Here is a 24,949-nt window from a genome sequence, read left to right as displayed (position 1 = left end):
AAAATAGTGTGACATACAGTTTTTCTTAACGGTGGCTGAGCCGGCGGACCAGCCAGTCACCAAAGGTTTGGATAAACTGAACAAAAACGATCAAAATCAGCACCACGGCCAGCATGACTTCGGGTAAAAAGCGTTGATAGCCGTAACGGATACCCAAATCACCCAAGCCACCGCCACCGACGGCTCCAGCCATCGCCGAATAACTTACCAAGCTGACAAACGTTACGGTTAAGCCTGCGACAATACCAGGCAAGGCTTCGGGCAATAAAAACTTGAAAATAATTTGAGGTGTGGTTGCGCCCATCGCTTGCGCCGCTTCGATCAGGCCGGAATCGACTTCACGAAGTGCATTTTCCATCAGCCGTGCCACAAACGGGGCAGCCGCAATTGCTAACGGAACGATGGCTGCCGCCGTGCCGATAGAGGTACCCACGACAAAGCGGGTGAACGGAATCACGGCAACCAGCAAAATAATAAAAGGCACCGAACGCACAGCATTCACTACCGTACCCACCGACTGATTCAGCGCCATATTCTGCAAAATGCCGCCCTTGCTGGTCAGATACAGCAAAACGCCTAAAGGCAAACCAATGACACTGCCTATGCCCCATGACACTCCCACCATAAATAGCGTCTGCGTAAATGAGCTAAGGAACAAATCCAGCATTTGAGGTGTAAAAACAGAAGTCATCGTTCTAGCCTTCGTAAGATAATTCTTCGATGACCACACCTTGGTCATTTAGATATGCCATTGCATCCACCACTTTTGTTGGCTCTCCGCCTACCAGCACAGCCAGGGAACCAAATGCATGCCCCTGCAGCTCGTCGATTTGTCCGTGCAAAATATTAAAATCAAGTTCGTAGCGCCGTATCGCCTCAGACAGTAACGGCTGATCAACGCTGGTGTCGCTAAAAGCAAAACGGTACAAACGGTGCTTACCTGTCTCCATCTTCTCGCGAATACGTTCGCGCACGCCAGCAGGCAGATCCTGAGCGATGATGTCGCCAATCATGGCGCGCGTAACACTGTGCTGAGGACGTAAAAACACATCCAGGACACGGCCCTCTTCAACCACCCGCCCTGCCTCTAGCACGGTCACTCGATCACAAATCTGCTTAATGACTTCCATTTGATGCGTAATAAGCACCACCGTTAAGCCCAGCTCTTTGTTGATTCGCTTGAGCAGTTCCAGAATAGAGCGCGTAGTTTCCGGGTCGAGTGCGGAGGTGGCCTCATCAGACAGCAACACCTTAGGTTCACTGGCCAAAGCCCGGGCAATGCCAACCCGCTGCTTTTGCCCGCCACTTATTTGTGCAGGATAGCGATCTTTTTGATCACTAAGGCCCACCAGATCAAGCAGCGAAAGGACTTTCTTTTTAATATCTGCCTTGGCGGTGCCTGCCAATTCAAGTGGCAAAGCCACATTCTCATAAACAGTACGCGATGACAGTAAATTAAAATGCTGAAAAATCATGCCGATTTCCCGGCGTGCAGCGCGCAGTTGATCTACAGCTAATGCAGTCAGTTCGCGGCCAGCTACTTCCACCGTTCCTGAAGTAGGCCGGTTTAGCAGATTGATCACGCGCACCAAGGTACTTTTGCCCGCTCCGCTGCGGCCAATAATGCCGAAGATTTCGCCCGCTTTGATTGAAATGCTGACATCGTCCAGTGCATGCACCGGGCCATCGGCACCAGCAAAACGTTGAGAAATATTACGTAGCTCTATCATTCAATGAAAAAAGCAGCAGATTTACTCCGCTGCCTCCAATATTATTATCTTTCAGTGGGGTACACCGTGGCTACAGGTAGCGCGTATGGCCTACCAAATAGCTAAAAGTTATACTACGACGCAGCTATATACGAGGTAAACAAAGCAATCGCCATTTACATATAACTGATTGGCATAAACAAAATTGAAAACCTATCTTCCGCTGTGGCTGCCAGAAGAGTGTAGATCGGCAAAAACAACGTTTGATTAGTCCGCGAACTCGCTAAGATGACATGACAGCACATCCGCAATCGCTCGATCGTCTAAACCACGCTGACGTAAGTCTTTGCTAAGCGCGTCAACGTCTACACGGCTCAGAACACGTGCGCTACCGCCCATACGCTCTTCACGCACAATCTTGAAGTCGAATTCACGCGCAGGCGTTTTGTTGACTTCATATCGCATGACCTCGTCAATTTCATTGGCGGGCGTAAAGGTCAGAACCACCGGCCGCAGGCCATAAATATCCGCAGTATCGATGTATTCGGTCGCACAAATAATGATTTGGTCGCCACGCTGGCACGTACGGGCCGCGGCTCCATTTAACACACAGCACCTGGAGCCTGGCTCGCCATAAATCACATACGTGGAAATACGGGCACCGCTGTCTTTATTCCAGATTTCTACGAATTCCATTGGCAAAATGCCAGCTTTTTCGCAAATTTCAGGGTCCAGGGTAATAGAACCGTGGTAATTCAGGTCGGCACCGGTAATAGTAATGCCATGCAATTTCGCACGGACAACTTTTTTCATTGCTGAAATCTCTCGCTAATAAGACACAAGGTCTTTAAGGGACGGTGGCTGAACCACGCATAGTGCTTAGCCAAAGCAGAAGTATGGAAAGACGCCGCAGGAATTATTGCAGCGCAACATAAACTTAAGCCTGATCATTTTATCGCTAAATTCATAAGACTGTGCGTCGATGTGCGGATTGATGCAAAACAGCACGCTCAATCTAAAAGCGTTTCATCCATTTGATAAGGCTATAGACAAATAAGAAGGACAGTCATAACTTTGAAGACAAGTAGCAAAATGCTACCCTGAAGCTTTATGTTTAACCTAAGTATATGCCGTAGAAACGAGCAAATATCTTGAATGCTTCGGAGTTGTCATGAGTTTTAACGTGTACCTTTCAGGTGAAATCCATACCGACTGGCGTGAACAAATCGAGCGTGGCGCTAAAGAGGCCGGCCTGGATATTCATTTTACTGCGCCTGTTACCGACCATGATGCGAGCGATGCTGCGGGTGATCACCTGGGGCCTGAAGAGAATACGTTTTGGCGTGATCATAAATCATCCAAGGTCAACGCCATCCGTACCAAAACCCTGATAGAAAAAAGCGACCTGGTCGTAGTGCGCTTTGGGGATAAGTACAAGCAATGGAATGCCGCTTTTGATGCAGGCTTCTGTGCGGCCTTAGGCAAACCGTATATTACCTTGCACGCTGAGGACATTATTCATCCGCTTAAAGAAGTGGACGCCGGTGCACTGGCCTGGGCCACCACACCGGAACAAGTTGTACAAACCTTGCGGTATGTGCTCAAAGCCTAAAATGAATACCCTATGCCGACGGACCCATAAAGACTAGTCTTGCGTTCTACCAATGGGCTGTTACGGGCGCTGCCGGCGAGATTTTTCAGTCCTAACGCTGCATTCAGGCCCCAGCTTCGGCTTAGCTGATGATTATACGCACCATAAACGGTGTACGACTTCAATCCACCCGAAGGGTCGTAGCGATGCAGTTGGCCCCGACTGGCAACTGCCTCATGAGACTTCACACCAAAATTGGTTTCCATCGCATCGCTGTCCACAAAGCTAAGCACCCCCCACCTTAAATGAGGTGGGGCCCTCTTGCCACACGCGGTACGAACTGCCTAGTTGAAGGCCCCCGCCATAGCCGTCTTTTAAGGCATGGTAATACGTTGCATCAAAGCTGAAATCACCTGCACTAATCTCGGTAAAAACACCTGCTGCAGCATGGCGGCTAATACGGTCGGTACCGTACAGCCTGTGGTCATCACTTGCTTTTCTTCCCCAATGCACACCGCCAAAAACCCCCACCTTCCAGTTGGATGAAAGGTCAGCCTGCAATCCTGCCGCTGGCATTTCAGCCTTGGGAGCAATAAAGAAATTACCGTTACGGTGAATCACCAAGGGAAATGGACGTGCACGGTAGTTTCTTGAACCTTCATACTTTGGTAAGAAGCCTACACCGGCACCAATAGTAGTTTGTGCGATACTTTGCGATGATAACGAGGCAGCTAAGGCGCCCAGACTAAAAACAACGATCAGGCGGAATGTATTTTCGCGCTTGGCAGAGCCTAAGATATTCATTGTGGGCATGAGCTTTTCCATTCTATAAGATTTTCACAATCATACCGTACTGTGTGGTATTTATTTACCACCCGCACCAAGAAAGTTTTTTGCTCATTACTTCATAGCCGGTTTCTCAGCATAGCGGATCGGCGTTGGCATCTTTTGCCTGCCGAAAACAGAAAGCGCGGGGATCTCCGTCATCCGGCTTCGAAGGGGTCACTTCTCTACGCCAGGCACCTGCTCTAGCGATAGTGGCGGTCGGGATGCGACGGGGGCGTGCTGCGCCATCAACTCAATGATCCAGTCGATAAACACACGCAGTTTTGCACTGACATGCCGGTTTTGAGGAAATGCGACGTACAGCGGCATCGGGTCAAGCTGCCATTCCGTAAACAGCGGGATCAGCTCACCCCGTGCCACGTGCTCCTGGGCCATGTAGGACGGCAGCCAGAGAGCGCCGATTCCTGCCAGCCCTGCCGCCAGATAGGCATTGCCATCGTCGACCACCAGGGCGGGCCGACCTTTCACATCAATACTCTCGCCATCACGACGAATGGTGCACGGAAACACGCGCCGGTTGCTCGACCATGACAGGCCCACGATACGATGATCCGGCAATTCCAACTCGCCTGGATGAGCGGGGCGGCCCGCCCGAGCGAGATAACTCGGCGCTGCATACACCGCCAGCGGCAAATCCGCAGCATGCCGCGCCACTAGCGACTGGTTGCTAACCTCCCCTCCGCGTACGACGCAATCGACGTTTTCGTCTATCAAATCCACGACACGATCGCTGACACCAAGATACAGCTGAATGTCAGGGTACCTGGCGTGAAAATCCGGCAACGCCGGCACCAGAATCATGCTGGCAAACGGACTGGGCACATCCACCCGCAACCTGCCCCGGGGCGATGCCAGGGCAGAGGACAGACTCGTTTCCGCATCGTCCATATCGGCCAACAAACGCAACACACGTTCATAATACGCCGCGCCGTCAGGGGTTACGTTGACCTTGCGTGTTGTGCGATTCAGCAACCTGACGCGCAGACGCGCCTCCAGTTGCTGCACCAAGTGCGTCACGGTCGTCTTGCTCAGGTGCAGAGTTTGCGCAGCCTTGGTGAAACTGCCTGTTTCCACGACCCGGGCAAAGGCCTGCATGGCATCAAAACGGTCCATCTACGCTCTCCCGACTCCGGCATTGTTTGGTTTTCACAAACAGTGTTATGTGTGTTTGCCAGTTTATCAGCTAAACGCTCGTCAATAGAATGTCTCATAACCACTCACGCGGCCGGAATCGGCCCAATGAAAAAGGAGTCAGTTAAATGACACGCAACGTTGTTTTTCCACCTACACGCCAAGAACTGTATGATCGAAATCGCTACTCGCCCGCAATCGAATCCAACGGTTTTCTTTTCGTCTCCGGCCAGGTCGGCAGCCTGGAAGACGGGTCGGCGCAACAAGGTCTGAAAGAACAGGTGCGGCAGGCTTTTGAAAACCTGAACGCCATCCTGGCGGCCGCCGGCTGCAGTTTCGACGATGTGGTCGACGTCACGGTCTTTATGGTCGATCCGCAATCGACGTTCGAAGAGATCTGGCAAGTGGTTCCGGAGTATTGGGGCGAAGCACCGCATCCGACATTAACCGCGGTAGGCGTCACTTGGCTTTACGGATATGACTTCGAGATCAAGGTAATCGCCAAGCTACCGTAGAAAGAACACAGCACGACTTCTTCTCCTGAAACAGGCGCTATCAACTTTTATGATCGGCCAGTCGGCTGCGCGCTCTTGCAGCCCCCAATCATTACGACAACTCATCGAGGTATTCATCATGTCGACGCGTCAAGTCTGGCGTCTGGCACGCCGTCCGGTCGGTTCAATCGTTACCGACGATTTTCTATTTGGCTCCGAGCCGATCCCAGAACTGCGCGACGGTCAGTTTCTGCTTCGCGTCCGTTACCTGTCACTCGATCCGGCACAGCGCGTTTTCATTGACGATCGGGAACAGTTCTTGCCACCCGTGGCGCTTGGTGCTCCGATGCGCGGCCTCGTGGTCGGGGTTGTGGAAAAAAGCAAAAAAGAAGGCATTGCGGAAGGCACGATTCTGAGCGGTGCTGGCGAATGGGCTGACTATATCATCAGTGACGGCACCGGTCTTACAGAGCTTGCGGCCTTCCCGGGCCTTAGTCTGGCCGAAACGTTCGGAACATTCAGTCTGGTAGGGCCCGCCGCTTACTTCGGTCTTCTGGACGTCACCCACCCCCAGCCTGGGGAAACCCTGGTTGTTTCGGCGGCTGCCGGAGGCGTGGGCCAGATCGTCGGCCAACTCGGCAAGCTCAAAGGCTGCCAGGTGATCGGCATCGCCGGGGGCCCGAAGAAATGTGCGTTCGTGACCGAGCAACTGGGTTTTGACGCCTGCATCGACTACAAATCCGTGGACGTCGGCGAAGCGCTGGATCATCTGGCGCCAGAAGGCGTGGATATTTATTTCGAACAGGTGGGCGGCCCGATTCGAAACGCCGTCATGGAACGCATGAAAATATTCGGTCGCGTGTCTGTCTGCGGGATTATTTCCGAATACAACACCGCGGATGTCGATACTCAGTCCAGCTTCTGGTGGACCATCATGATGCGACGCCTCACTGTCCGAGGGTTTATTTTCGATGATTATCAGGCTCGTTTTCCAGAGGCGGTGGAAAACCTGGCTGCGTGGATGCAAAGCGGTCACCTCAGGACACGCCAAGATATACGGCAGGGGCTCGAGAACGCAGTCTCATCGCTGCAAGACCTCTATAGCGGGCGTAATTTCGGCAAATTGCTTCTCGAAGTGACGTCCTAATGTGCTGTTGCGGTTTTCCTCGACGGCCACGAGGTCTTAACGTCAAACTGTACCGCCAGTACATGCCCACCCATGCACCGGTGTGGACGCAATCGGGGGTTGAATCTTTGGGCCTTCCGGCGATGCGTTTCGAGATGCGCGTCACTGCCATCATTCATCGACCCCCTATACGGCCAGGTTGGCACGCGCTGAAGAAGGAAATTATAGGCTGTCTAGGCTGAGCGCCCATCGACAAGACGCTCAAGGACTTTGGCTACAATTCCGCTGAATTGATGGCCAAGTCCAACCCTTCACTGGCAGCGCTGATCAGTGCCTCGCTTTTCTCCCAAAGTTGCCCAGCTTTATTGGCATCCAGGGCATACGACCTGACTCCATCGGCAAACGGATTATCCGTATCATTGACCGTTGCCACTGCGCAATCTTCAAGATAGTGTCCGCCGATATCATCCTTGTCGGCCACGACTGCGGCCCAGAGCGAGGTAGCGGCGGCTTGCGAGACCTCTTTCAGCTCGGCTGGCGCAAGCCCTGCTTCGGCGCGGGCCTCGCCAACGGTCTCGAAGAGCTTCTGCAAATCCTCTTGCGAGAAGTGGCGAGGCAGATCCGTAAAGCTGTTCCCCGGCATCACAGCAGCCGCCCGGATGCCCCGAGTACGATGCCGTTTATCGAATTCGCTTGCGAAGAGCGTAACGGCCGTCTTTGAACGACCATAGGCGATAAATGGGTCGTAGGCCTGTTGCTCGAAATTGGGATCGTCCAGGTCGATGTCAGCGACCCGATGAGCCTGGGACGACAGCACCACCAAACGCCCGTTCTGAGCCAGCAGCGGTTCGATCCGGTTGATCAGCGCGAAATGGCCAAGGTAGTTTATTCCGAACTGAAGCTCGAATCCGTCGATGGTCCGACCGAACGGAGGCGCCATAACGCCAGCGTTGGCGATGATGGCATCAAACGGCTGCCCATCGGCCAGAAGCTTATCTGCACAAGCGTGAACACTTTGCAAGGAGGCAAGCTCAAGCTCAATCAGTGTCAAACGGCCACCTCCTTGTTTCGCGGCGTCGCGCACTGATGCCGTGGCCATCTCGGCTTTGGTCAGATCCCTGACCGTACCTACAACGATGGCGCCGCGCGAAACCAGTGAACGAGCCGTTTCGAGCCCGATGCCTGACGATACTCCGGTGACGAGAAACTGTTTGCCCAATAAATCAACGCCGGCCAGCACCTCATCGGCGGTCGATGTTGCACCAAACTTTTTGCTCATTTTCATTTTCCTTGATTGGATGGGTAAGAAAAAACAGGCGTTTTTGCCAGCGCCTGTGAGTGGTGAATCAGATGCCTAAGCCGCCAGCCACGTCGATCACGCCGCCGGTGATATAGCCTCCGTTTGGTCCCGCCAGGAAGCCGACGAGCGCAGACACTTCTTCAAGCGTCGCAATGCGACGAATGGGATGCATATCCAGAAAGGGATCGGGTGCGACCGTACTGCCCAGGGCCTGCGTCATCATGTCGGTGGGCATGGCGCCAGGCTGGATGACGTTGACGGTAATGCCACGTTCGCCCAGATCGCGAGCAACCCCCTTGGCGTAGCCAATGAGGGCGGCCTTCGTTCCGGCATAATCCGCGACGCCCGGCATCAAAGCCAAGGTACCATTGCGAGAACCGATGAATATGATGCGGCCGTGTTCAGAAAGCACCGGCGCTGCCGCGCGGGTTGTGGCGACCACGCCCATGACATTGATCTGCCACTGCCGGTCAAGGGCAACGGTGTCAAGCGAGAGGTCATCGACTTTCTGTCCATTTACTACGACCGCAGCGTTGTTGATGAGGATGTCGAGCTGACCGAAATACGCCACCACCTTAGCGATCAGCGACTTGGCCGCCGTGGTATCAGCTTGGTCACTTTGGATCGCGAGGGCCCGGACGCCCTTTGCTTTCAGCTTCCCGACCACGGCTTCGGCCTTCTGGACCGATGCCGCGTAACTAATCGCTACTTCGGCTCCTTTTTCGGCGAGCGTGTCAGCGATGACGGCTCCGAGCCCGCGTGAACCTCCAGTGATCAGAGCGACTTTGCCGGACAATGTTTTCTGCATGATTGAGACCTTTCGTTGTTGAGTGGATCGACTGAACCGAACTGCGCTGCGACGAGAAAATTCCGATGATCTCGGAACATGAAGTCACCGTAAAAGATTAAGTAACGATCGTTACGATAACGATCGGTATGCTATGCTGTCAAGCAGTTTTGTAATGACCGTTATTTTCATGAAATGGAGGTGATCTGATGGGACGTCGTCGCAAATTCGACGTGGAGAAGGTGCTGGACGCCACGTTATGCGTCTTTTGGCGCAAGGGGTACGAAGGCGCCTCCTACGCCGATCTCACCGAGGCCGCCGGCGTGGAGCGGCCCGCGCTTTATTCCGCATTCGGCAACAAAGAGGCGCTCTTTCGCCAAGCGCTGGCGCGTTATTACGAACGGTACCTGGACTTCATTCCGCAGGCCCTTGAATTGCCGACGGCACGGGATGCGGCGATGCACATCCTCTACCGCTCAGCCGAACTTCACACCCAGTATCCCGACCATACCGGCTGCCTTGGGGTCAACGGTGTTCTGGCGGGATCGGATGATGCAGAACCTGTAAGGAAAGCGTTGATAGAGGCTCGCGCAGCTGGCGAAGCACAGCTTCGTGAACGTTTCGAGCGGGCAATAAACGAAGGCGATTTGCCAGATAACGCCAGACCCGATGTTCTTGCGGCATTCGTGATGGCCGTTCTGCATGGCATGGCGGTGCAGGCTAAAGCTGGTTTTAGCCGCGAGATGCTGGAGGCTGTTGCCAAGCAAGCGCTCTCGACATGGCCAACGCACAGCGCCACCGACTCCGAGAAGTCGTCCCCAGGCTAAAGGTAAATACTTTCCAGGCAACATCCAGCAATTGGCGAAGGCCCGAAGTTCGAGCCCCCGCCCGCCCCGAGCCTGGCACGCGCTCTGCCAGAAAAATACCGGCCATGCGATGAAGATCTTCGAGGCGAGAGTAAGGAGCTACTTCGTCAGCAGCGCCGCCGCAAGCGCTTCAAATTCGCGCACTGTGACGCATTCCTGCTTAAGACAGCGACACCCCTCGAAAATAGCGTTTTACGACTTTAATAAAGGCACGAACGTTGGGGTGATCCTTTCGCCCGCTTTGGAACAACAGCGAAATGGGCAAAGCAGATGTCGCATCGTCGGGCAGGAGGCGCTCGAGACGTCCAGCGGCAACATCATCGATAACTTGATAAGAAAGCGTCCGAACTACGCCCAGCCCGGCGACTGCGGCAGAAACAGCCGCGTCCATGTTGTTGACCGACAAACGTGCGGGGCGACCAGACCGTCGGATGGCGTCTACCCCCATCCGCGATGGGGCCCGTCTTCGTCCTCGATCCAGATTAAATCGTGATCACGAAGATCAGTCAGCGACGTAGGCCTGCCATGTACCGCCAAATAGGATGGACTTGCACTAAACACGCGCTGCACCTCGCCTACCCGCAGCATGTGCAGGGAACTATCCGGCAGATTGGCGATGCGCACAGCGACGTCGACCCCTTCTTCGACCAAACGCACGGGCCGGTCCAACAATAGCAGCCTGACGTGAAGATCGGGATACAACTGCAGTAGCTCAACGACAACAGGCAGTATGTGCAGTCGGCCGAACATGACCGGGGCCGTCACCGTCAATGTGCCGCGCGGTATTGATCGGCCACTTCGGGCAGCGTCGAATGCTCCGTCAATCTCGGCAACCGCTACCTGGCATCGTGCAAGAAAGTGGGCGCCCTCGTCGGTTAACCGCACGCTACGCGTGGTGCGTCTTAACAACTGTACGCCCACGTCGGCCTCTAGCGCCGCAATCGCACGCGATACCGTTGTCGGCGACATGTTCAGCCGCCGCGCCGCTTCGGCAAAACTCGCATGCTCAGCCACGCTGATAAAAACTCTTAGCGTCCGCAACTTCTCCATCGTTACTCCAACGCCTTCATGAATTATCGTCCAAACCCGCATTAAAGAAGTGCGAATTTAATGGATTATCTCATTATTAGATGGCAGGCATAATCAATTCATAGGTCAAAAAAGGATACACACCATGAAACTCTACCACTACTGCCTGTCAGGACACGCGCATCGCGCTGCTCTTTTTCTTTCGGTCGCTGCCCTTCCTCATGAGCTGATTGAGATCGATCTAGCGGCTGGCGCCCACCGGCAGCCAGAATTCCTCGCACTGAATATTTTCGGTGAGGTTCCAGTGCTCGACGATGACGGCATCATCATCGCAGACTCGCTCGCCATCCTCGTCTATGCAGCGAGAAAAATAGGCCCGTCCCACTGGTTGCCAAACGATCCGGTCGTCGAAGCGAAAATACAGCGATGGCTGTCGGTCGCAGCCGGCAAGATCGCTTATGGTGTTTGTGCTGCTCGACTCATCACCGTATTTGATGCCCCTTTCGATGCTGACGAGGTGATTGAGCGCGCGCACGCAACGCTCGCCGCCATGGAGCAAACATTGGAAGATCAGCGCTGGATCGCTGGGACAAACGAGCCCAGCATCGCCGACATTGCGCTTTACAGCTATGTCGAACGGGCTCCTGAGGGAAACGTGAGTCTTTACGGCTACCCGAGAATCCGAGGCTGGCTGCGCCAGATCGAAGGCCTGCCAGGCTTCCTCCCATTTCAGCGAACCCGGGCCGGACTAGAAGCCTGAATCGGCCTTTTCTCTCAACCTCATTCAATCAGGAGAACGAGCATGCGATTTGACACTCTGTGCCTCGACCATATCGGTATCCGCGTCACCGATCTGACGATAGCGGAAGCTTTTTATGCTAAGTTGGGTTTTACCCGCGACCCGGAGGAGTTCGTGCCAGAAGCCAGGGCTTGTGGTCTCGTCCATCCCGCGGGTCTGCGAATCCATCTGATCTACAACGGCCAGCCTGCCCGGGAAGGCAATGTGCTCCTTGACGCGCCAATCAAATGGCCCGGCTATACGCACGCCGCCTTTATCGTTGACAGCATGGACGAACTGGTGGCCTGGCTGGCACACGAAAATATCACGATCAGCGAGGGGCCGGTCACGATGGGTCATGGCCGTCGTAATGTCTGCTTCATCCGGGATCCCGATCTGAATGTAGTGGAGTTTAACGAGATACTGATCAGCTAAAGAGGGCGGAAGTGGCGCATAGTCTGCCCCTTATACTGCCTGCAGTGGTTGCTCTGCTTCCGTCGAAACGTACAAGGAGTATCTAATGACAACATGGCTCTGGGCTCGCAAACCACGCAGCACTACCTCGCGCTCGATACAAGTCAAGGTGGGGCAAAAGCTCACGGTGCTGTTTTTTGTTCTCTGTGCTACCCCACTACCATTGGCCGAGGCCGCAGAAAACCTGATCGTGGATGCGGCTCGCCAGGCTGAAGTGGAGCTGGATGCGCGTGTTGGTCTGGCCATCTACGATACAGGCAGCGGTGTCCGCTGGCTCCACAACGCCGACGAACGATTTCCCATGGTCAGCACATTCAAGATTCTGGCATGTGGGGCGCTTCTTGCACAGAGTGGTGCCGGCTATGATAGAAATCGGCTAGTATCGGTCGCCCAATCAGATCTTGTCCCCTATTCCCCAGTCACCGAAAAGTGGGTGGGCCAAAAATAAGCCTTGATGCCCTTTGCGCGGCTACTCTGCGGACCAGCGACAACACCGCTGCCAACAAAGTGCTGGAGGCGCTTGGTGGGCCCGGCGCGGTCACGGCATTCTTGCGTACCATTGATGATAAGACAACGCGACTGGATCGCTGGGAGACTGAACTCAACGAAGCCACTCCCGGCGATCTACGGGACACCACGACGCCAGCGGCAATGGCGAGTTCATCGCAGGAACTACTCTTAGGCGATGCGTTATCACCTTCTGCACGAGAGACATTGATAAAATGGCTGATAAATAACGAGGTTGGCGGGCCGCTGTTGCGAGCCGGTCTTCCTGACGACTGGCGCATCGGCGACAGGACAGGCGCGGGGGCTATGGTTCACGAGGAATCGTTGCAATCATCTGGCCCCCGGAACGAGCCCCGCTCATTGCCGCAATTTACATCACACAGACCGAGGCATCGATGGAGCAGCGCAATGCGGCAATCGCCACTATCGGCAAAGCGCTGGCCGAAACGGTGCTGGCCTCACCATGACCGCCATGCTAGTGAGGATCCTTGGCTAGCGAGCTGCTAGCTCTTTGACCACTATCGCTCATGCACGAAAGAGTTATGTCTTTACCTACAAGCAGCATTACACGTCAATGTTGCCCGCTTGCAATGCATGGGTTTCGATAAATGCACGACGAGGTTCTACTTCATCACCCATCAGGGTCGTAAAGATTTCGTCAGCCATCATGGCATCTTCGATATGCACCTGCATCAGGCGTCGTGCAGTCGGATCCATTGTAGTTTCCCACAGCTGTTCCGGGTTCATCTCGCCCAGACCCTTATAGCGCTGCTTGGAGACTCCGCGTTCGGCTTCGTTACGTAACCACTGGACGGCATCCCGGAAGTCGCTGATGGGCTGCTCTTTACGACGTTCGCCTTCGCCACGGGCAATGACAGCACCTTCGCCAATCAGACCCAAGAAGGTTTTACCTGCACGTTTAAGTGTTTGGTAGTCGGCACTGAGAATAAAAGGGCGATCAAAAATGCTGAGCCTGTAGTTACCGTGATGCAAACGATTAACCACCACACGCCATGAGTCATTGTTTTCATCATGCTCGTGCCTGACGCTGACGAAGTGGGGATTAGCCGGCTCTTGAATGACGTTTTGCAGGCGCTCAGCCGACGCCTTGGCATCCTCTTCGGTATCGAGACGAATTTCTATTCCTTCCGCCACAGCCGATAGGGCTTCGCTATCAAAAATCCGTGCCTGTCGGGCAATAACATGATCAGCCAGCACATACTGACGCACCAGATCTTCGAGCGTAGTGCCGGAGATGGGCTCTGCTCCTTCTCTGGGCAACAGCTGCGCGTCTTTCATGGCAATGGTCAACATGAACTCGGCTTCTTCCACGTCATCTTTCAGATAACGCTCTTCGCGTCCTACCTTAACCCGGTAAAGAGGGGGCTGAGCAATATAGACGTAGCCGTGCTCAATAAGCTGCGGCATCTGACGATAAAACAGCGTTAGCAGCAAGGTACGAATATGAGCACCGTCAACGTCGGCATCAGTCATGATGATAATGCGATGATAACGAAGCTTTGTAATGTCAAAGTCGGGACCAATGCTACTGCCCAAGGCAGTAATCAGGGTCGTAATCTGGTCGCTGGTAATCAATCGCTCAAAGCGTGATTTCTCTACGTTCAGAATTTTACCGCGCAGTGGCAAAATGGCCTGGAACTTACGGTCGCGCCCCTGTTTTGCCGAGCCGCCCGCGGAGTCGCCCTCAACAATATAAATTTCGGATTTTGCAGGGTCTTTTTCTTGGCAATCGGCCAGCTTGCCCGGCAAACCCGCGCCTTCGAGCACACTTTTACGACGTGTAACTTCACGTGCTTTACGCGCTGCTTCACGTGCACGGGCGGCCTCGACAATTTTATTGCAAACAGCACGTGCATCCGCAGGGTTTTCTTGCAACCAAGTCTCTAGCGTGCGACTGACAGCTTCTTCAACCGCTGGACGCACTTCACTGGAAACCAGTTTATCTTTGGTTTGGCTGCTAAATTTCGGCTCGGGAACCTTAACCGACAACACACATGACAAACCTTCACGCATGTCGTCACCCGCGGTTTCCACCTTGGCGCGACGGGCAAACTCGTTGTCATTGATGTATTTATTCAATACTCGCGTCATTGCCGCACGTAAGCCAGTCAGGTGGCTACCCCCATCACGCTGGGGGATATTATTGGTAAAGCACAAGACCGTTTCGGTGTAACTGTCATTCCATTGCATCGCAATTTCAACGCTGACCAGGGTTCCGCCCGCTTCTGACTCGGTAATAACCGAGAAAACGTTGGGATGCAGTACGCTTTTGCTGCGGTTGATGTACTCGACAAACCCTTTCACACCACCCAGAAAGGCAAAATCCTCTTCCTTTCCCTGGCGCTCGTCGACCAGCTTCACCTTGACGCCGTTGTTCAGGAAAGACAGCTCGCGTAAACGCTTTGCAAGCGTTTCGTAGACGTATTCAATGTTGTTGAAAATCTCGTCATCGGCCAGGTAACGAACCAGCGTTCCTGTTTTGTCGGTGTCGCCCACCACCGCTAATGGGGCCACTCGGGCACCACGCTCGAAACGCAAACTATGCTCGTGGCCGGCACGCCAAATCGTCAGCTCCAGCCATTCAGACAGAGCGTTGACACACGATACCCCGACCCCGTGCAAGCCACCAGAGACCTTGTACGAGTTCTGGTCGAACTTACCGCCGGCATGCAGTTCAGTCATGACAATTTCGGCTGCGCTACGGTGCTCTTCGTCGTCTTGGTGAATATCGGTAGGTATGCCGCGGCCATTATCACGAACCGAAATACTGTTATCGGAATGAATTGTGACAATAATTTCATCACAATGACCAGCAAGGGCTTCGTCAATAGCGTTATCAACTACCTCGAACACCATATGGTGCAGGCCTGTGCCGTCAGAGGTGTCGCCAATGTACATGCCTGGACGCTTTCGTACGGCCTCAAGGCCTTTAAGCATCCGAATGGAACTTGCACCGTAATCGGCTTCGTTAATAGTCGTGGTTTGATCTGACATGAATAGTAGTACCTTTAGTGAGCCATAGCGTCGGTTTAAGGGCGACGGCCCTGCATAAAACCGCGAAGATGCGATCTATTTTGCTTAGATTCGCATTGGCATTACCACATATTTAAATGCATCTTCATCGGGCAACGTGATTAGCACCGATGCGTTAGAGTCGGGCTGTACCGACCAACGGACTTGCTCTGTTTTGATATTAGCCAGGACATCGAGCAAATAACTGACGTTGAAGCCTACATCGAGGGCTTCAAACTCGTAATCGATTTCAATTTCTTCGTTTGCCTCTTCTTGCTCGGCGTTCGAAGCAGAAATACGCAGTTGATGATCGCTAAGCTGCACACGTACACCACGCAGTTTGTCGGTGGTCAGGATGGCCGCGCGCTGCAGGCTGCCCTGCAAAGCTTCACGATTAATCATAAAGTGACGCGTATAGGTTGAAGGAATGACCCGGGTGAAGTCGGGGAACTTACCTTCTACCAATTTGGAGATCAGCTCGACGTGTTCGAAACGGAAGCGAACCTGGCCTGTCGCCACATCGACCTGTACGCCGTCATCTACATCGCCTAGCAAACGCTGCATTTCAAGCACTGTTTTACGAGGAACAATGACATCATGACGCGATTCAATGCCATCAATCTGTGTACCATTATGCGCTAAACGGTGTCCGTCTGTTGAAACCGTCCGTACCCAGCCTGGCTCAAAAACAAAAAGCATACCGTTTAAGTAATAGCGGATGTCTTGCTGTGCCATCGCGAAATGCACAGTGTTAAACAAGTGCTTAAGCGTTTTCTGAGGCAGCCCAAACGACACATCCCAGCTTTCGGGCTGCGCAAGAGTAGGGAACTCGCTCGCATCAAGAGTTTGCAGGGCAAAGCGGCTACGCCCTGACTGAACAATCAGTTTTCCGTCGAGCAATGTCAGGGTGACATCGCCGACATCCGGCAAGGCCCGCAAAATATCCAGCAACTTACGCGCTGCCACTGTAGTGGATACATTCTCGTCGCCAACCCCGAATTCGGCATGGGTCGTAATTTGTACCTCTAGGTCGGTCGCAATAAACGATACTTTCCGACCTTCTTTGCGAAGCAAAATATTTGCCAGAATTGGCAGAGTATGCCGACGCTCGACTATCCCTACAACTGTCGATAGCGGCTTGAGCAATGCGTCACGAGTGGCTTGTACGATTTGCATGGTCATCCTTTCAGGGTTTGTTCAAGTACGTGTAACGAGTGGTTGAGCTCTGTTTGCTTGCTACGAGCTTCCGTTATTTTGCGCACAGCGTGCAGCACAGTAGTGTGGTCGCGGCCACCAAATAAGTCACCAATTTCAGGCAAGCTTTTTTGAGTCAGCTCTTTGGCTAAATACATTGCAATCTGTCGGGGCAGGGCGATGTTCGCAGGGCGTCGCTTTGAATACATGTCAGCAACTTTGATTTTATAAAAGTCAGCCACCGTTTTTTGAATGTTTTCCACCGTAATCTGGCCGTTGGAAACCGAGAGCAAATCTTTCAGGGCATCTTTACATACCTCGACGGTAAGCACATCGCGGCCATGAAAGCGTGCATAGGCAGATACTTTACGTAAAGCGCCTTCGAGCTCACGTACATTGCTGCGCAGATGCTTAGCAATAAAAAACGCAACTTCTTCGGGCATCACGATGCCTTCGGTCTGAGCTTTGCGCAGCAAGATCGCCACTCGCATTTCCAGTTCAGGTGGCTCAATAGCAACGGTCAGGCCAGAATCAAAGCGTGATATCAGGCGACTGTCGATGTTGGCCAACTCTTTGGGGTAGGTGTCGGATGTAATAATAATTTGCTTACGCTGAGCCACCATGGCTTCGAAGGCGTAGAAAAACTCTTCTTGCGTTCGATTCTTACCGGCAAAAAACTGAATATCATCAATCAGCAGCAGGTCCAGCGAGTGGTAATAACGTTTGAACTCGTCAAAGGCCTTGCGCTGATAGGCTTTCACAACATCAGAAACATACTGGTCGGCATGCACATAGCGCACCCGCACCCCATTACCGTTAGCCAAAAGGGCATTGCCAATTGCATGGATTAAATGCGTTTTCCCCAAACCAACGCCACCATATAAGAACAGAGGGTTGTACGAAATACCGGGGTTCTCGGCGACTTGCAATGCAGCCGCACGCGCCAGCTGGTTGGCCTTACCCGTTACAAAGTTATCAAAGGTAAGTTCTGAGTTCAAACGCGAGCGGTCATGCAGCGCCTCAGCTGTGGCCGTGGCCACAGAGTTGACCGGGGCTGCCCCCCTTGTGGCTGGGCAGACGATTCGTGAGCCGATGTCGACGACACGCTGGCTGCCTGGCGTGCAGGAGCTCGAACCGTAATACCCGGTTGCGGCGAGGGCCCCGTTGCAGCCAGTTCGAATGCGATTTCCACAGGTCGACCAAACCACTCGCTGGCCAGGTCTTGTATACGATGCGCAAAATTTTTGCGTACCCAATCTAATTTGAAACGGTTGGGCGCAGACAGACGCAACAAAGCCTGCCCCTCGTCGTATTCCAACGGAACGAGCGGGCGAATCCAGGCACTAATCTGCTGAGGGGGAGCTCCTGCTCAAGCGTTTGCACGCAGGACTGCCAAAATTCTTTCATTTTCTTCACTTCAGTAAACCTCGATTCTACCCCGTGACGGCCTAAGTTATCCACAGGCAATGAAGATAAAAATGAGGATAGGGTACCTAAACAATTGACTAAACTCAAAAACTTTGCTGAAATGGTGGGCTTTTCAAGAATTTTTGTTGCCAGAACCTGGCCCATACGTTGTCAGGGGTGGACTTTAAGAAGCGTCTTCTGGCGGCACTTTTTATATTTGTGGATAACCATGAAGCGCACTTATCAACCTTCCGTAACTCGTCGTAAACGCACACACGGTTTTCGTCTCCGCATGAAAACCCGTAGTGGCCGTGCCATTCTTAACGCTCGCCGCTCCAAAGGCCGCAAGCGTTTAGCTGTTTAATTATCGGGTGCTGGCTGGCACTTCCTGTTAGTCGCAGTATCTAATTATGCGTACTACCTTCCCAGCCACATCACGACTGCAACGCCCCTCCGAATATGTGCAGGCCTTAAAAGGCCGGCGTATTTCCAGAGGGGTTTTGTTCGTTGTAAATACTCCACGTTTGGCGCCCGATGCTCCGCGTCTTGCACAAGCTCGTCTAGGATTAATTATTCCGAAACGTCTCGCTCAGCGCGCTGTCACCCGAAATCAAATAAAACGCATTTTGCGGGAGACGTTTCGCCTGCATTGCCAGGAGCTTCCTGTACGCGACTACGTTTTCAGATTGCACAGCAAGGTTCCGGCAATATCGTTGACGCAGCTGAGAAAGCTGGTTCGCACCGAAGCGCTGGAACATCTGCAACGAGTACAGCAATGATTAAATCGCTGCTGATAGCTCCAATACGATTTTATCAGTATGTGATCAGCCCGTGGCTAGGACGCAGTTGTCGTTATACGCCAACTTGCTCAGCCTACGCCATTGAAGCCATAGACACGCACGGAGCGCTCAAAGGCTTGTGGTTAGGTATTAAAAGAATAAGCCGTTGCCACCCGTGGGGCAGTAGCGGTTATGATCCGGTTCCAGCCAGGAAAACCTCGCTGGAAACACAACAGCGTGACGGTTCCGACTGTGGTGCGACGCATCATGACCGTAACCAAAACGGCACGAACTAGATAAACCCGAACACCAATCAAGCATTATTTATACTGACATGCTCGGTGTTTACACGCAAATCGCCAGTTAACCGGCCAGCTGCGTTAAACTGCTAAGCTTTTGCTCAGCTTCATATTTGTGAAACAGGCGCTATGGACATTCGACGCACCATCCTCTGGATGATTTTTTCCTTCTCGCTCCTGCTGTTATGGAATAACTGGCAAGAGTACAACGGCAAGCCTTCTATGTTTGCCTCTACTCCGGCCACTCAAACAGCACCGGCCCCTTCGGACGGCGAGACAAATACTGCCGATAGCAGTATTCCAAATGCAGTTGCTTCACCTAGCTCGCCCTCCGAGCTATCTGCCAGCACGCCTGCCTCTGCCGATTCGGAAATCATCAATATCGATACCGATGTCTACCGCCTAAGCTTTGACACCGTTGGTGCACAGTTGGTCAAAGCCGAATTGCTGAAGTACGCGGCTCCCGAAGACAAGACCCAGGCCATGGTGCTGCTTGAACACTCAGCCAACTCGGTTTATGTGGCACAAAGTGGCGTAGTAGGCGCATCGGCGGGGCAAAGCTACCCTACCCACCTCACGCCGTTTGCGCTGGTTTCCTCCGAGCACAGCTTAAGCGGAGACACATTGCAGGTGGTGTTTGAGGCCACAGCTGACGACGTTCGGGTGATCAAAACATATACCCTTACCAGAGGCAGCTACGACATCCACGTTAGCCACGACATCCATAACCTGGGTGATGCCGCTATCAATCCTTCTATCTACCTGCAACTTACACGCGACGGCAATAACCCTTCTGATTCCTCACGTTTGTACCGTACCTTCACAGGTCCGGTCGTATATTCGGAAGCAGACAAGTTTCAAAAAGTCTCGTTCTCAGACGTTGAGAAAAACAAGGCGTCGTATACCCGACAGGCAGACAATGGCTGGATCGGCATGGTGCAGCATTATTTTGCTACTGCATGGGTACCTGCACAAGGTCTTAATCGCAGCAACGAAATCTTGCGTGTCAGCGACAACCTGTATTCGGTACGAAGCATCGAGGCAGTAGGAACAATTGGTGCGGGTGAGCACAAAGCCGTTGAAGCCAACCTATGGGTGGGCCCACAAGATCAAAAGGCCATGAGCGAAGTGGCCAAGGGCCTGGATCTGGTCGTAGACTACGGCTGGCTCACTATCTTGTCCAAGCCACTGTACAAGATCCTGTCATGGCTACACAGCATTCTGGGTAACTGGGGCTGGTCCATTGTGGTAGTAACGCTGTTAATTAAATTAGTGTTTTTCCCGCTCTCGGCCGCTAGCTATCGCTCCATGGCCAAAATGAAGCAAGTCACACCCCGCATGCAGGCGTTACGTGAAAAGTTTGGCGACGATAAAGCCAAGCTGAATGCAGCCATGATGGAAATGTACCGCAACGAAAAAATCAACCCATTGGGTGGCTGTTTACCTATGCTGGTGCAGATTCCGGTCTTTATCGCGTTGTACTGGGTTCTGCTGGGCAGCGTTGAAATGCGTGGCGCCCCCTGGATTCTCTGGGTACAAGACTTGGCCGCCCGCGACCCATGGTTTATTTTGCCTGCCGTGATGATGCTCACCATGTTCTTGCAAATCAAGCTGAACCCGACCCCGCCCGATCCAATGCAAGCACGCATTATGATGCTGATGCCTTTGGTCTTCGGTGGCATGATGTTCTTCTTCCCGGCCGGGCTGGTACTGTACTGGTGTGTCAATAACGCGCTATCCATTGCGCAACAACAGTACATTACAAGCAAAATCAATCGGGCTGCAGCGGCTAAAGCCATAGGTTAAACCCCGTACTGCACACCACCGTAGTAAAACTAAAATCCCGCTTCATCGTCAAGCGGGATTTTTTTGTTCCGGCGTAAGCAATAAACACTGTACAGATGTTCATCGGATTACATGGCTGCTGCATACTAGGTAATCTCAGCATCCGCATATTGGCGCACCCTGGGACAGGCTCTATTACAATAGATATCCTCGACCTTCAGCAAAACCCATAGCCCATGACCAACACACATACAGACCCCATTATCGCCATCGCTACGGCTCCAGGACGCGGAGGCATCGGAATCATCCGCATCTCCGGCGCCGCGCTCAGCCCGCTCATCAAGAAGCTGTTCAATACCGCGCTCACACCGCGGCATGCTCACTACCTGCCATTTAACGATGAACAGGGGCAGGCCATTGATGAAGGCGTAGCCATATACTTTAAAGGGCCGAATTCCTACACTGGCGAGGATGTAGTCGAACTGCAGGGGCATGGGGGCCAGCGGTACTGCGACGTGTTCTAGAGCGTTGTCTGCAGATAGGGAAAGAAAGTCGTCTGCGTCTGGCTGCACCAGGCGAATTCACGCAACGCGCCTACCTGAATGACCGGATGGATCTGGCTCAGGCCGAGGCCGTTGCAGACCTGATTGATGCTTCGTCCGCCGCCGCAGCCAAAAGCGCGATGGCCTCACTCAGTGGTGCTTTTTCCAAGCGGGTAAATCAGCTTGCAGATGACATTATTCATCTGCGTATGCTGGTTGAAGCCACCCTGGATTTCCCCGAAGAAGAAATTGACTTCCTCGAAAAGTACCAGGCCGCCGACACGCTGCAAAATATTGAAAAAGAACTTGCTGAAATACTACGCCAGGCCAAGCAAGGAATGGTTTTAAGGGATGGCCTGCACGTCGTACTGGCAGGGCAGCCCAATGTAGGTAAATCAAGCCTTCTGAACGCCCTGGCCGGCGACGATATCGCCATCGTGACCGACATAGCAGGAACCACTCGCGATCGCGTCACACAGCTCATTCATCTCGATGGTGTGCCTATTCATATCGTTGACACGGCAGGACTACGCGAGACTGAGGATACCGTCGAAAGCATCGGCATCGCCAGAAGCTGGGCCGAAATAGAAAAAGCCAACGTTATCATTCACCTTCATGATGCGCGATACCCCGGCGATCAGCTCGACAGCGCCATTACCGCACGCCTGCCTGCCAACACGCCCACCCTTATTGTCCATAACAAGTCGGACCTGCTTGAGAGCAGTCCGGAATCAGCGATAGGCACCACTGAAAACACTGGGCAGACTCTCTATATATCGGCAAAAAGTGGTAAAGGACTGGATGAACTACGACAGGTGCTCCTGGACATCGCTGGCTGGAACTCCAGCTCTGAGTCACCCTGGCTCGCGCGTGAACGGCACCTGCAAGCCTTGAAGGCTACCGATGGACACCTAAAAATGGCTGCAGCTCATGCGGCTCAGACAGACCAAGTACTTGATCTGTTCGCTGAAGAGCTGCGTCTTGCCCATGATCAGTTGTCTTCGATCACCGGAGTGTTTAGCAGCGATGACCTGCTAGGAGAAATTTTCTCCAGCTTTTGCATCGGCAAATAGAGCCAACTGGCAATCAGAAGCCATAACCCAGCTATTCTTACCCTGGCCGTATCTTTCAACTTGCTTTATTGACGGTATCGTTCAAGCACTTTCACTCATAGGGAAAACAGCATGCCGACTTCAGCCGTATCGCCCGCCATCCGTGACATTATCGATTTTTGGCTGGCCTCTGCCAAACACTGGTTTGTCAAAAGCGCAGATTTTGACGGGCGTTTCAAAACACAGTTCGAGCTTCTGCATTGGCAAGCAGCTCGCCGGGCGCATGACCTCTGGGCCAGCAGCGACGAAGGAGCCTTGGCTTTACTTATTTTATTGGATCAATACCCCCGCAACTGCTTCCGCAACACGGGACATATGTATGCAACCGACCCCCTGGCACGGCACTACGCACGGCTCGTAACAGAACGCAAAGGCGATTTAAACCTCGAGCCATCATTACGCGTGTTTTGCTATCTTCCTTTTACCCACAGCGAAGACCCTCTCGATCAAGACCTGGCTGTGCAGCTTAATGAGCGTGGGGAAACCGGAGAAGGGCTTAAGTTCGCACTTCACCACCGCGATATTATTAAGCGATATGGGCGCTTTCCACATCGCAATGCCATATTGGCCCGCCGCTCAACCCAAGACGAACTCAGGTTTTTAGAAGAGGGCGGGTTTAGCGGATAAACGCCCTCTGTCATCAACCGGAACACAATGTAGCGGCGGTGTTCCTTTTACTTTTTCACGCGTGTGCACCTCAGCCAATTAGCCAACAGCGTGAACTGCCGTCTTTTGCTTCTTGTAGATGAGCCACGCGGCTAAAAACGGTCCTATTGCCATCACCAAAAATAGGACTACCGAGGCAGAACGGGCACCCACCGCGCCGCCCGGGTTAACCAGGCCCGACAGGTTAGTCAGCATTCCGGCTAACGCCCCCCGAGAGCGAGAGCGTACAGCTGCACCGTAATGATAGCGGCCGATGCAATATTCTCCTGGCCTGCAGGGGCCACATGAAACACGCGAGTTAATAAATGCGGCCAGCACACGCCTATTCCCCCGCCTATACAAACCAGGGGCAGGATCAGCCAATAAGCCCCACCCATGTACTGCGTCAGATCCAGCGGCATGAGTATGGCCAATAGCAGCAGCCCGGCGGCAGACACTAAAGGACCAAACTGCACATAACGCTCGGTCGCCTGTACTGAACGGCCTGCACTTAGAAAGGATCCAGACGTCCAGCCAAACGATATCGACGCCATGAAATAACCCGCTATCAATGGACGCTGCTCATGTATGGTCTGCAAGAAGTAAGGTATAAAAACCTCAATCGTTACTGCCAGGCTTAAAAAAGCTACACACAGGTAATACACCGCAAGAGAACCGCCAAAACGATAGGTACCATGCGGTAACAGATTGGCAGCCGATCCATTGTCCGCCCGGCCCACCAAAATGGTCAGCACGAGCGCTGTCGCCAGGCCCAAGGCATTAATCGGCCATTGATCAGATAAGCTTGCATACGACACAATAAATACCGACAAGCCCAGCACGACGATTTTCCCCGCCGGAACCTTTACGTTTTCATCATCGCGGGAGCTCGTGGGCTTAATTTGTGTCCACACCAATACCAATAGAAGCAAGACCACTGGGATAACCGACCAGAAAGCCAGTCTCCAATGGCCTGATTGTGCAAATATCCCCCCAAGAGTTGGTCCAATCAGGGTGGCAACTCCCCACATGCTGGATATCAGCACCATGGCTCGTGGCCACAGAGCTTCCTCGAACACGATGCGTACAGCAGAATAGCTCAGGCCAAGCAGGAAGCCCCCACCCAGACCTTGTACCGTTCTTCCCATCAACATGGCAGTCATGGAGGGCGCCACTGCGCAGCAGGCTGTTCCCGCAATGAATATCCCCATTGCAATGAAGAAGGCATTCCGTAAACCGAAGGACTGGATGAACTTAGGAGAAAGGGTAGAACCCAAAATAGAAGCCATGACGAATAGCGTCATGTTCCATGCGTAATATTCCAGGCCGCCAATGTCTCGCACTACAGAGGGCAGAATGGTCGTCACCAGGTAAACATTGATGGCATGCACGGACACTCCGCCAGCCAGGGCAAGGGAGCGCAGTCCATTGCGCCCACTTAACAGGGTTGCCCATGAATCATTAGTGGTAGGGGTCATTCAAAAAACATCAGTAAAAGTTAAGCCATGTATGCAC

26 protein-coding genes and 2 pseudogenes are annotated in these 24,949 nt (G+C 53.1%); 13 read left to right on the top strand and 15 right to left on the bottom strand.

The genetic code is table 11. The features are described from left to right. Nucleotides 1-25: 25 nt before the first annotated feature. From L1889_RS15195 to panD, 3 genes are all read right to left on the bottom strand, one after another. Nucleotides 26-691, bottom strand: a complete 666-nt coding sequence (locus L1889_RS15195; protein ID WP_238665798.1) for a methionine ABC transporter permease — start codon at nucleotides 689-691, stop codon at nucleotides 26-28. Nucleotides 692-695: 4 nt separating this feature from the next. Further along, complete coding sequence (locus tag L1889_RS15190; RefSeq protein ID WP_238665797.1) at nucleotides 696-1,730, bottom strand: methionine ABC transporter ATP-binding protein; 1,035 nt, start codon at nucleotides 1,728-1,730, stop codon at nucleotides 696-698. A 246-nt stretch (nucleotides 1,731-1,976) separates the two neighbouring features. Continuing rightward, nucleotides 1,977-2,522, bottom strand: a complete 546-nt coding sequence (gene panD / locus L1889_RS15185; RefSeq protein ID WP_238665796.1) for an aspartate 1-decarboxylase — start codon at nucleotides 2,520-2,522, stop codon at nucleotides 1,977-1,979. Nucleotides 2,523-2,880: 358 nt separating this feature from the next. Between panD and L1889_RS15180 the strand changes: the two genes are divergently transcribed. Then, complete coding sequence (locus tag L1889_RS15180) at nucleotides 2,881-3,321, top strand: YtoQ family protein (protein ID WP_238665795.1); 441 nt, start codon at nucleotides 2,881-2,883, stop codon at nucleotides 3,319-3,321. Here L1889_RS15180 and L1889_RS18535 read toward each other — a convergent pair. From L1889_RS18535 to L1889_RS15170, 3 genes are all read right to left on the bottom strand, one after another. Continuing rightward, nucleotides 3,318-3,593 carry a MipA/OmpV family protein gene (locus L1889_RS18535; protein ID WP_308217656.1) on the bottom strand — a complete coding sequence of 92 codons (276 nt, stop codon included), beginning with the start codon at nucleotides 3,591-3,593 and terminating at the stop codon, nucleotides 3,318-3,320. The genes L1889_RS15180 and L1889_RS18535 overlap by 4 nt on opposite strands. Continuing rightward, complete coding sequence (locus tag L1889_RS18530; protein WP_257793919.1) at nucleotides 3,586-4,113, bottom strand: MipA/OmpV family protein; 528 nt, start codon at nucleotides 4,111-4,113, stop codon at nucleotides 3,586-3,588. Before L1889_RS18530 ends, L1889_RS18535 begins: the two co-directional genes overlap by 8 nt. 189 nt (nucleotides 4,114-4,302) lie before the next feature. Further along, nucleotides 4,303-5,259, bottom strand: coding sequence for a LysR family transcriptional regulator (locus L1889_RS15170; RefSeq protein ID WP_238665794.1), 957 nt, complete (start codon nucleotides 5,257-5,259; stop codon nucleotides 4,303-4,305). A gap of 146 nt (nucleotides 5,260-5,405) precedes the next feature. Between L1889_RS15170 and L1889_RS15165 the strand changes: the two genes are divergently transcribed. Together L1889_RS15165 and L1889_RS15160 are read left to right on the top strand one after the other, a co-directional pair. Next, entirely contained in the window at nucleotides 5,406-5,792 is a 387-nt protein-coding gene (locus tag L1889_RS15165) for a RidA family protein (RefSeq protein WP_238665793.1), read from the top strand. 118 nt (nucleotides 5,793-5,910) lie between these two features. After that, nucleotides 5,911-6,918 (top strand): NADP-dependent oxidoreductase, encoded by a 1,008-nt coding sequence (locus L1889_RS15160; protein ID WP_238665792.1) that lies wholly within the window; start codon nucleotides 5,911-5,913, stop codon nucleotides 6,916-6,918. Between the two features lie 253 nt (nucleotides 6,919-7,171). Here the strand turns inward: L1889_RS15160 and L1889_RS15155 are convergent, their stop codons facing one another. Both L1889_RS15155 and L1889_RS15150 read right to left on the bottom strand, forming a co-directional pair. After that, the gene (locus tag L1889_RS15155) at nucleotides 7,172-8,176 is read right to left on the bottom strand and encodes an SDR family NAD(P)-dependent oxidoreductase (protein ID WP_238665791.1); all 1,005 of its coding nucleotides are present in this window, start codon (nucleotides 8,174-8,176) and stop codon (nucleotides 7,172-7,174) included. Nucleotides 8,177-8,243: 67 nt separating this feature from the next. Continuing rightward, nucleotides 8,244-9,005, bottom strand: coding sequence for an SDR family NAD(P)-dependent oxidoreductase (locus L1889_RS15150; protein ID WP_238665790.1), 762 nt, complete (start codon nucleotides 9,003-9,005; stop codon nucleotides 8,244-8,246). A gap of 188 nt (nucleotides 9,006-9,193) precedes the next feature. Here L1889_RS15150 and L1889_RS15145 point away from each other — a divergent pair, with 188 nt between their 5' ends. Next, a complete protein-coding gene (locus tag L1889_RS15145; RefSeq protein WP_238665789.1) occupies nucleotides 9,194-9,811 on the top strand; it encodes a TetR/AcrR family transcriptional regulator in 618 nt (205 codons plus the stop codon). A 199-nt stretch (nucleotides 9,812-10,010) separates the two neighbouring features. Here the strand turns inward: L1889_RS15145 and L1889_RS18525 are convergent, their stop codons facing one another. Together L1889_RS18525 and L1889_RS15140 are read right to left on the bottom strand one after the other, a co-directional pair. Continuing rightward, nucleotides 10,011-10,298, bottom strand: a complete 288-nt coding sequence (locus tag L1889_RS18525) for a LysR substrate-binding domain-containing protein (RefSeq protein WP_257793918.1) — start codon at nucleotides 10,296-10,298, stop codon at nucleotides 10,011-10,013. Then, a complete protein-coding gene (locus L1889_RS15140) occupies nucleotides 10,289-10,900 on the bottom strand; it encodes a LysR family transcriptional regulator (protein WP_257793917.1) in 612 nt (203 codons plus the stop codon). Before L1889_RS15140 ends, L1889_RS18525 begins: the two co-directional genes overlap by 10 nt. Nucleotides 10,901-11,024: 124 nt before the next feature. Here L1889_RS15140 and L1889_RS15135 point away from each other — a divergent pair, with 124 nt between their 5' ends. The 3 genes and pseudogenes from L1889_RS15135 (at nucleotide 11,025) to bla (ending at nucleotide 13,105) form a co-directional block, all read left to right on the top strand. Then, nucleotides 11,025-11,639 carry a glutathione S-transferase family protein gene (locus tag L1889_RS15135; protein ID WP_238665788.1) on the top strand — a complete coding sequence of 205 codons (615 nt, stop codon included), beginning with the start codon at nucleotides 11,025-11,027 and terminating at the stop codon, nucleotides 11,637-11,639. A gap of 42 nt (nucleotides 11,640-11,681) precedes the next feature. Continuing rightward, entirely contained in the window at nucleotides 11,682-12,092 is a 411-nt protein-coding gene (locus tag L1889_RS15130) for a VOC family protein (RefSeq protein WP_238665787.1), read from the top strand. A gap of 148 nt (nucleotides 12,093-12,240) precedes the next feature. Then, nucleotides 12,241-13,105: pseudogene (bla, locus tag L1889_RS19310) on the top strand (class A beta-lactamase). A gap of 97 nt (nucleotides 13,106-13,202) precedes the next feature. Here bla and gyrB read toward each other — a convergent pair. From gyrB to dnaA, 3 genes are all read right to left on the bottom strand, one after another. Beyond that, complete coding sequence (gyrB, locus tag L1889_RS15115; protein ID WP_238665784.1) at nucleotides 13,203-15,653, bottom strand: DNA topoisomerase (ATP-hydrolyzing) subunit B; 2,451 nt, start codon at nucleotides 15,651-15,653, stop codon at nucleotides 13,203-13,205. 84 nt (nucleotides 15,654-15,737) lie between these two features. After that, nucleotides 15,738-16,847, bottom strand: a complete 1,110-nt coding sequence (dnaN, locus tag L1889_RS15110; RefSeq protein WP_238665783.1) for a DNA polymerase III subunit beta — start codon at nucleotides 16,845-16,847, stop codon at nucleotides 15,738-15,740. Nucleotides 16,848-16,849: 2 nt separating this feature from the next. Beyond that, nucleotides 16,850-18,178 carry a chromosomal replication initiator protein DnaA gene (gene dnaA, locus L1889_RS15105; protein ID WP_372871772.1) on the bottom strand — a complete coding sequence of 443 codons (1,329 nt, stop codon included), beginning with the start codon at nucleotides 18,176-18,178 and terminating at the stop codon, nucleotides 16,850-16,852. A 323-nt stretch (nucleotides 18,179-18,501) separates the two neighbouring features. Here dnaA and rpmH point away from each other — a divergent pair, with 323 nt between their 5' ends. From rpmH to L1889_RS15075, 6 genes and pseudogenes are all read left to right on the top strand, one after another. Continuing rightward, nucleotides 18,502-18,636, top strand: a complete 135-nt coding sequence (gene rpmH / locus L1889_RS15100; RefSeq protein WP_238665782.1) for a 50S ribosomal protein L34 — start codon at nucleotides 18,502-18,504, stop codon at nucleotides 18,634-18,636. Nucleotides 18,637-18,682: 46 nt separating this feature from the next. Then, complete coding sequence (rnpA, locus tag L1889_RS15095; protein WP_257793916.1) at nucleotides 18,683-19,051, top strand: ribonuclease P protein component; 369 nt, start codon at nucleotides 18,683-18,685, stop codon at nucleotides 19,049-19,051. After that, nucleotides 19,048-19,347 (top strand): membrane protein insertion efficiency factor YidD, encoded by a 300-nt coding sequence (gene yidD / locus L1889_RS15090; protein WP_238665781.1) that lies wholly within the window; start codon nucleotides 19,048-19,050, stop codon nucleotides 19,345-19,347. Before rnpA ends, yidD begins: the two co-directional genes overlap by 4 nt. A 132-nt stretch (nucleotides 19,348-19,479) precedes the next feature. Next, nucleotides 19,480-21,156 carry a membrane protein insertase YidC gene (yidC, locus tag L1889_RS15085; RefSeq protein WP_238665780.1) on the top strand — a complete coding sequence of 559 codons (1,677 nt, stop codon included), beginning with the start codon at nucleotides 19,480-19,482 and terminating at the stop codon, nucleotides 21,154-21,156. Between the two features lie 215 nt (nucleotides 21,157-21,371). Continuing rightward, nucleotides 21,372-22,750, top strand: a pseudogene (mnmE, locus tag L1889_RS15080) (tRNA uridine-5-carboxymethylaminomethyl(34) synthesis GTPase MnmE). A 111-nt stretch (nucleotides 22,751-22,861) separates the two neighbouring features. Beyond that, a complete protein-coding gene (locus L1889_RS15075) occupies nucleotides 22,862-23,416 on the top strand; it encodes a DUF924 family protein (RefSeq protein WP_238665779.1) in 555 nt (184 codons plus the stop codon). A 78-nt stretch (nucleotides 23,417-23,494) separates the two neighbouring features. Here the strand turns inward: L1889_RS15075 and L1889_RS18935 are convergent, their stop codons facing one another. Both L1889_RS18935 and L1889_RS15070 read right to left on the bottom strand, forming a co-directional pair. Further along, the gene (locus tag L1889_RS18935) at nucleotides 23,495-23,650 is read right to left on the bottom strand and encodes a hypothetical protein (RefSeq protein ID WP_308217655.1); all 156 of its coding nucleotides are present in this window, start codon (nucleotides 23,648-23,650) and stop codon (nucleotides 23,495-23,497) included. 5 nt (nucleotides 23,651-23,655) lie between these two features. After that, the gene (locus L1889_RS15070) at nucleotides 23,656-24,912 is read right to left on the bottom strand and encodes an MFS transporter (RefSeq protein ID WP_308217654.1); all 1,257 of its coding nucleotides are present in this window, start codon (nucleotides 24,910-24,912) and stop codon (nucleotides 23,656-23,658) included. Nucleotides 24,913-24,949 lie beyond the last annotated feature (37 nt).

The organism is Paenalcaligenes niemegkensis (genome assembly GCF_022230885.1).
GTDB classification, from domain to species: domain Bacteria; phylum Pseudomonadota; class Gammaproteobacteria; order Burkholderiales; family Burkholderiaceae_B; genus Paenalcaligenes; species Paenalcaligenes niemegkensis.
Note: the sequence above shows the minus strand (reverse complement) of the source record. Positions and strands in the feature narration are given on the sequence as shown.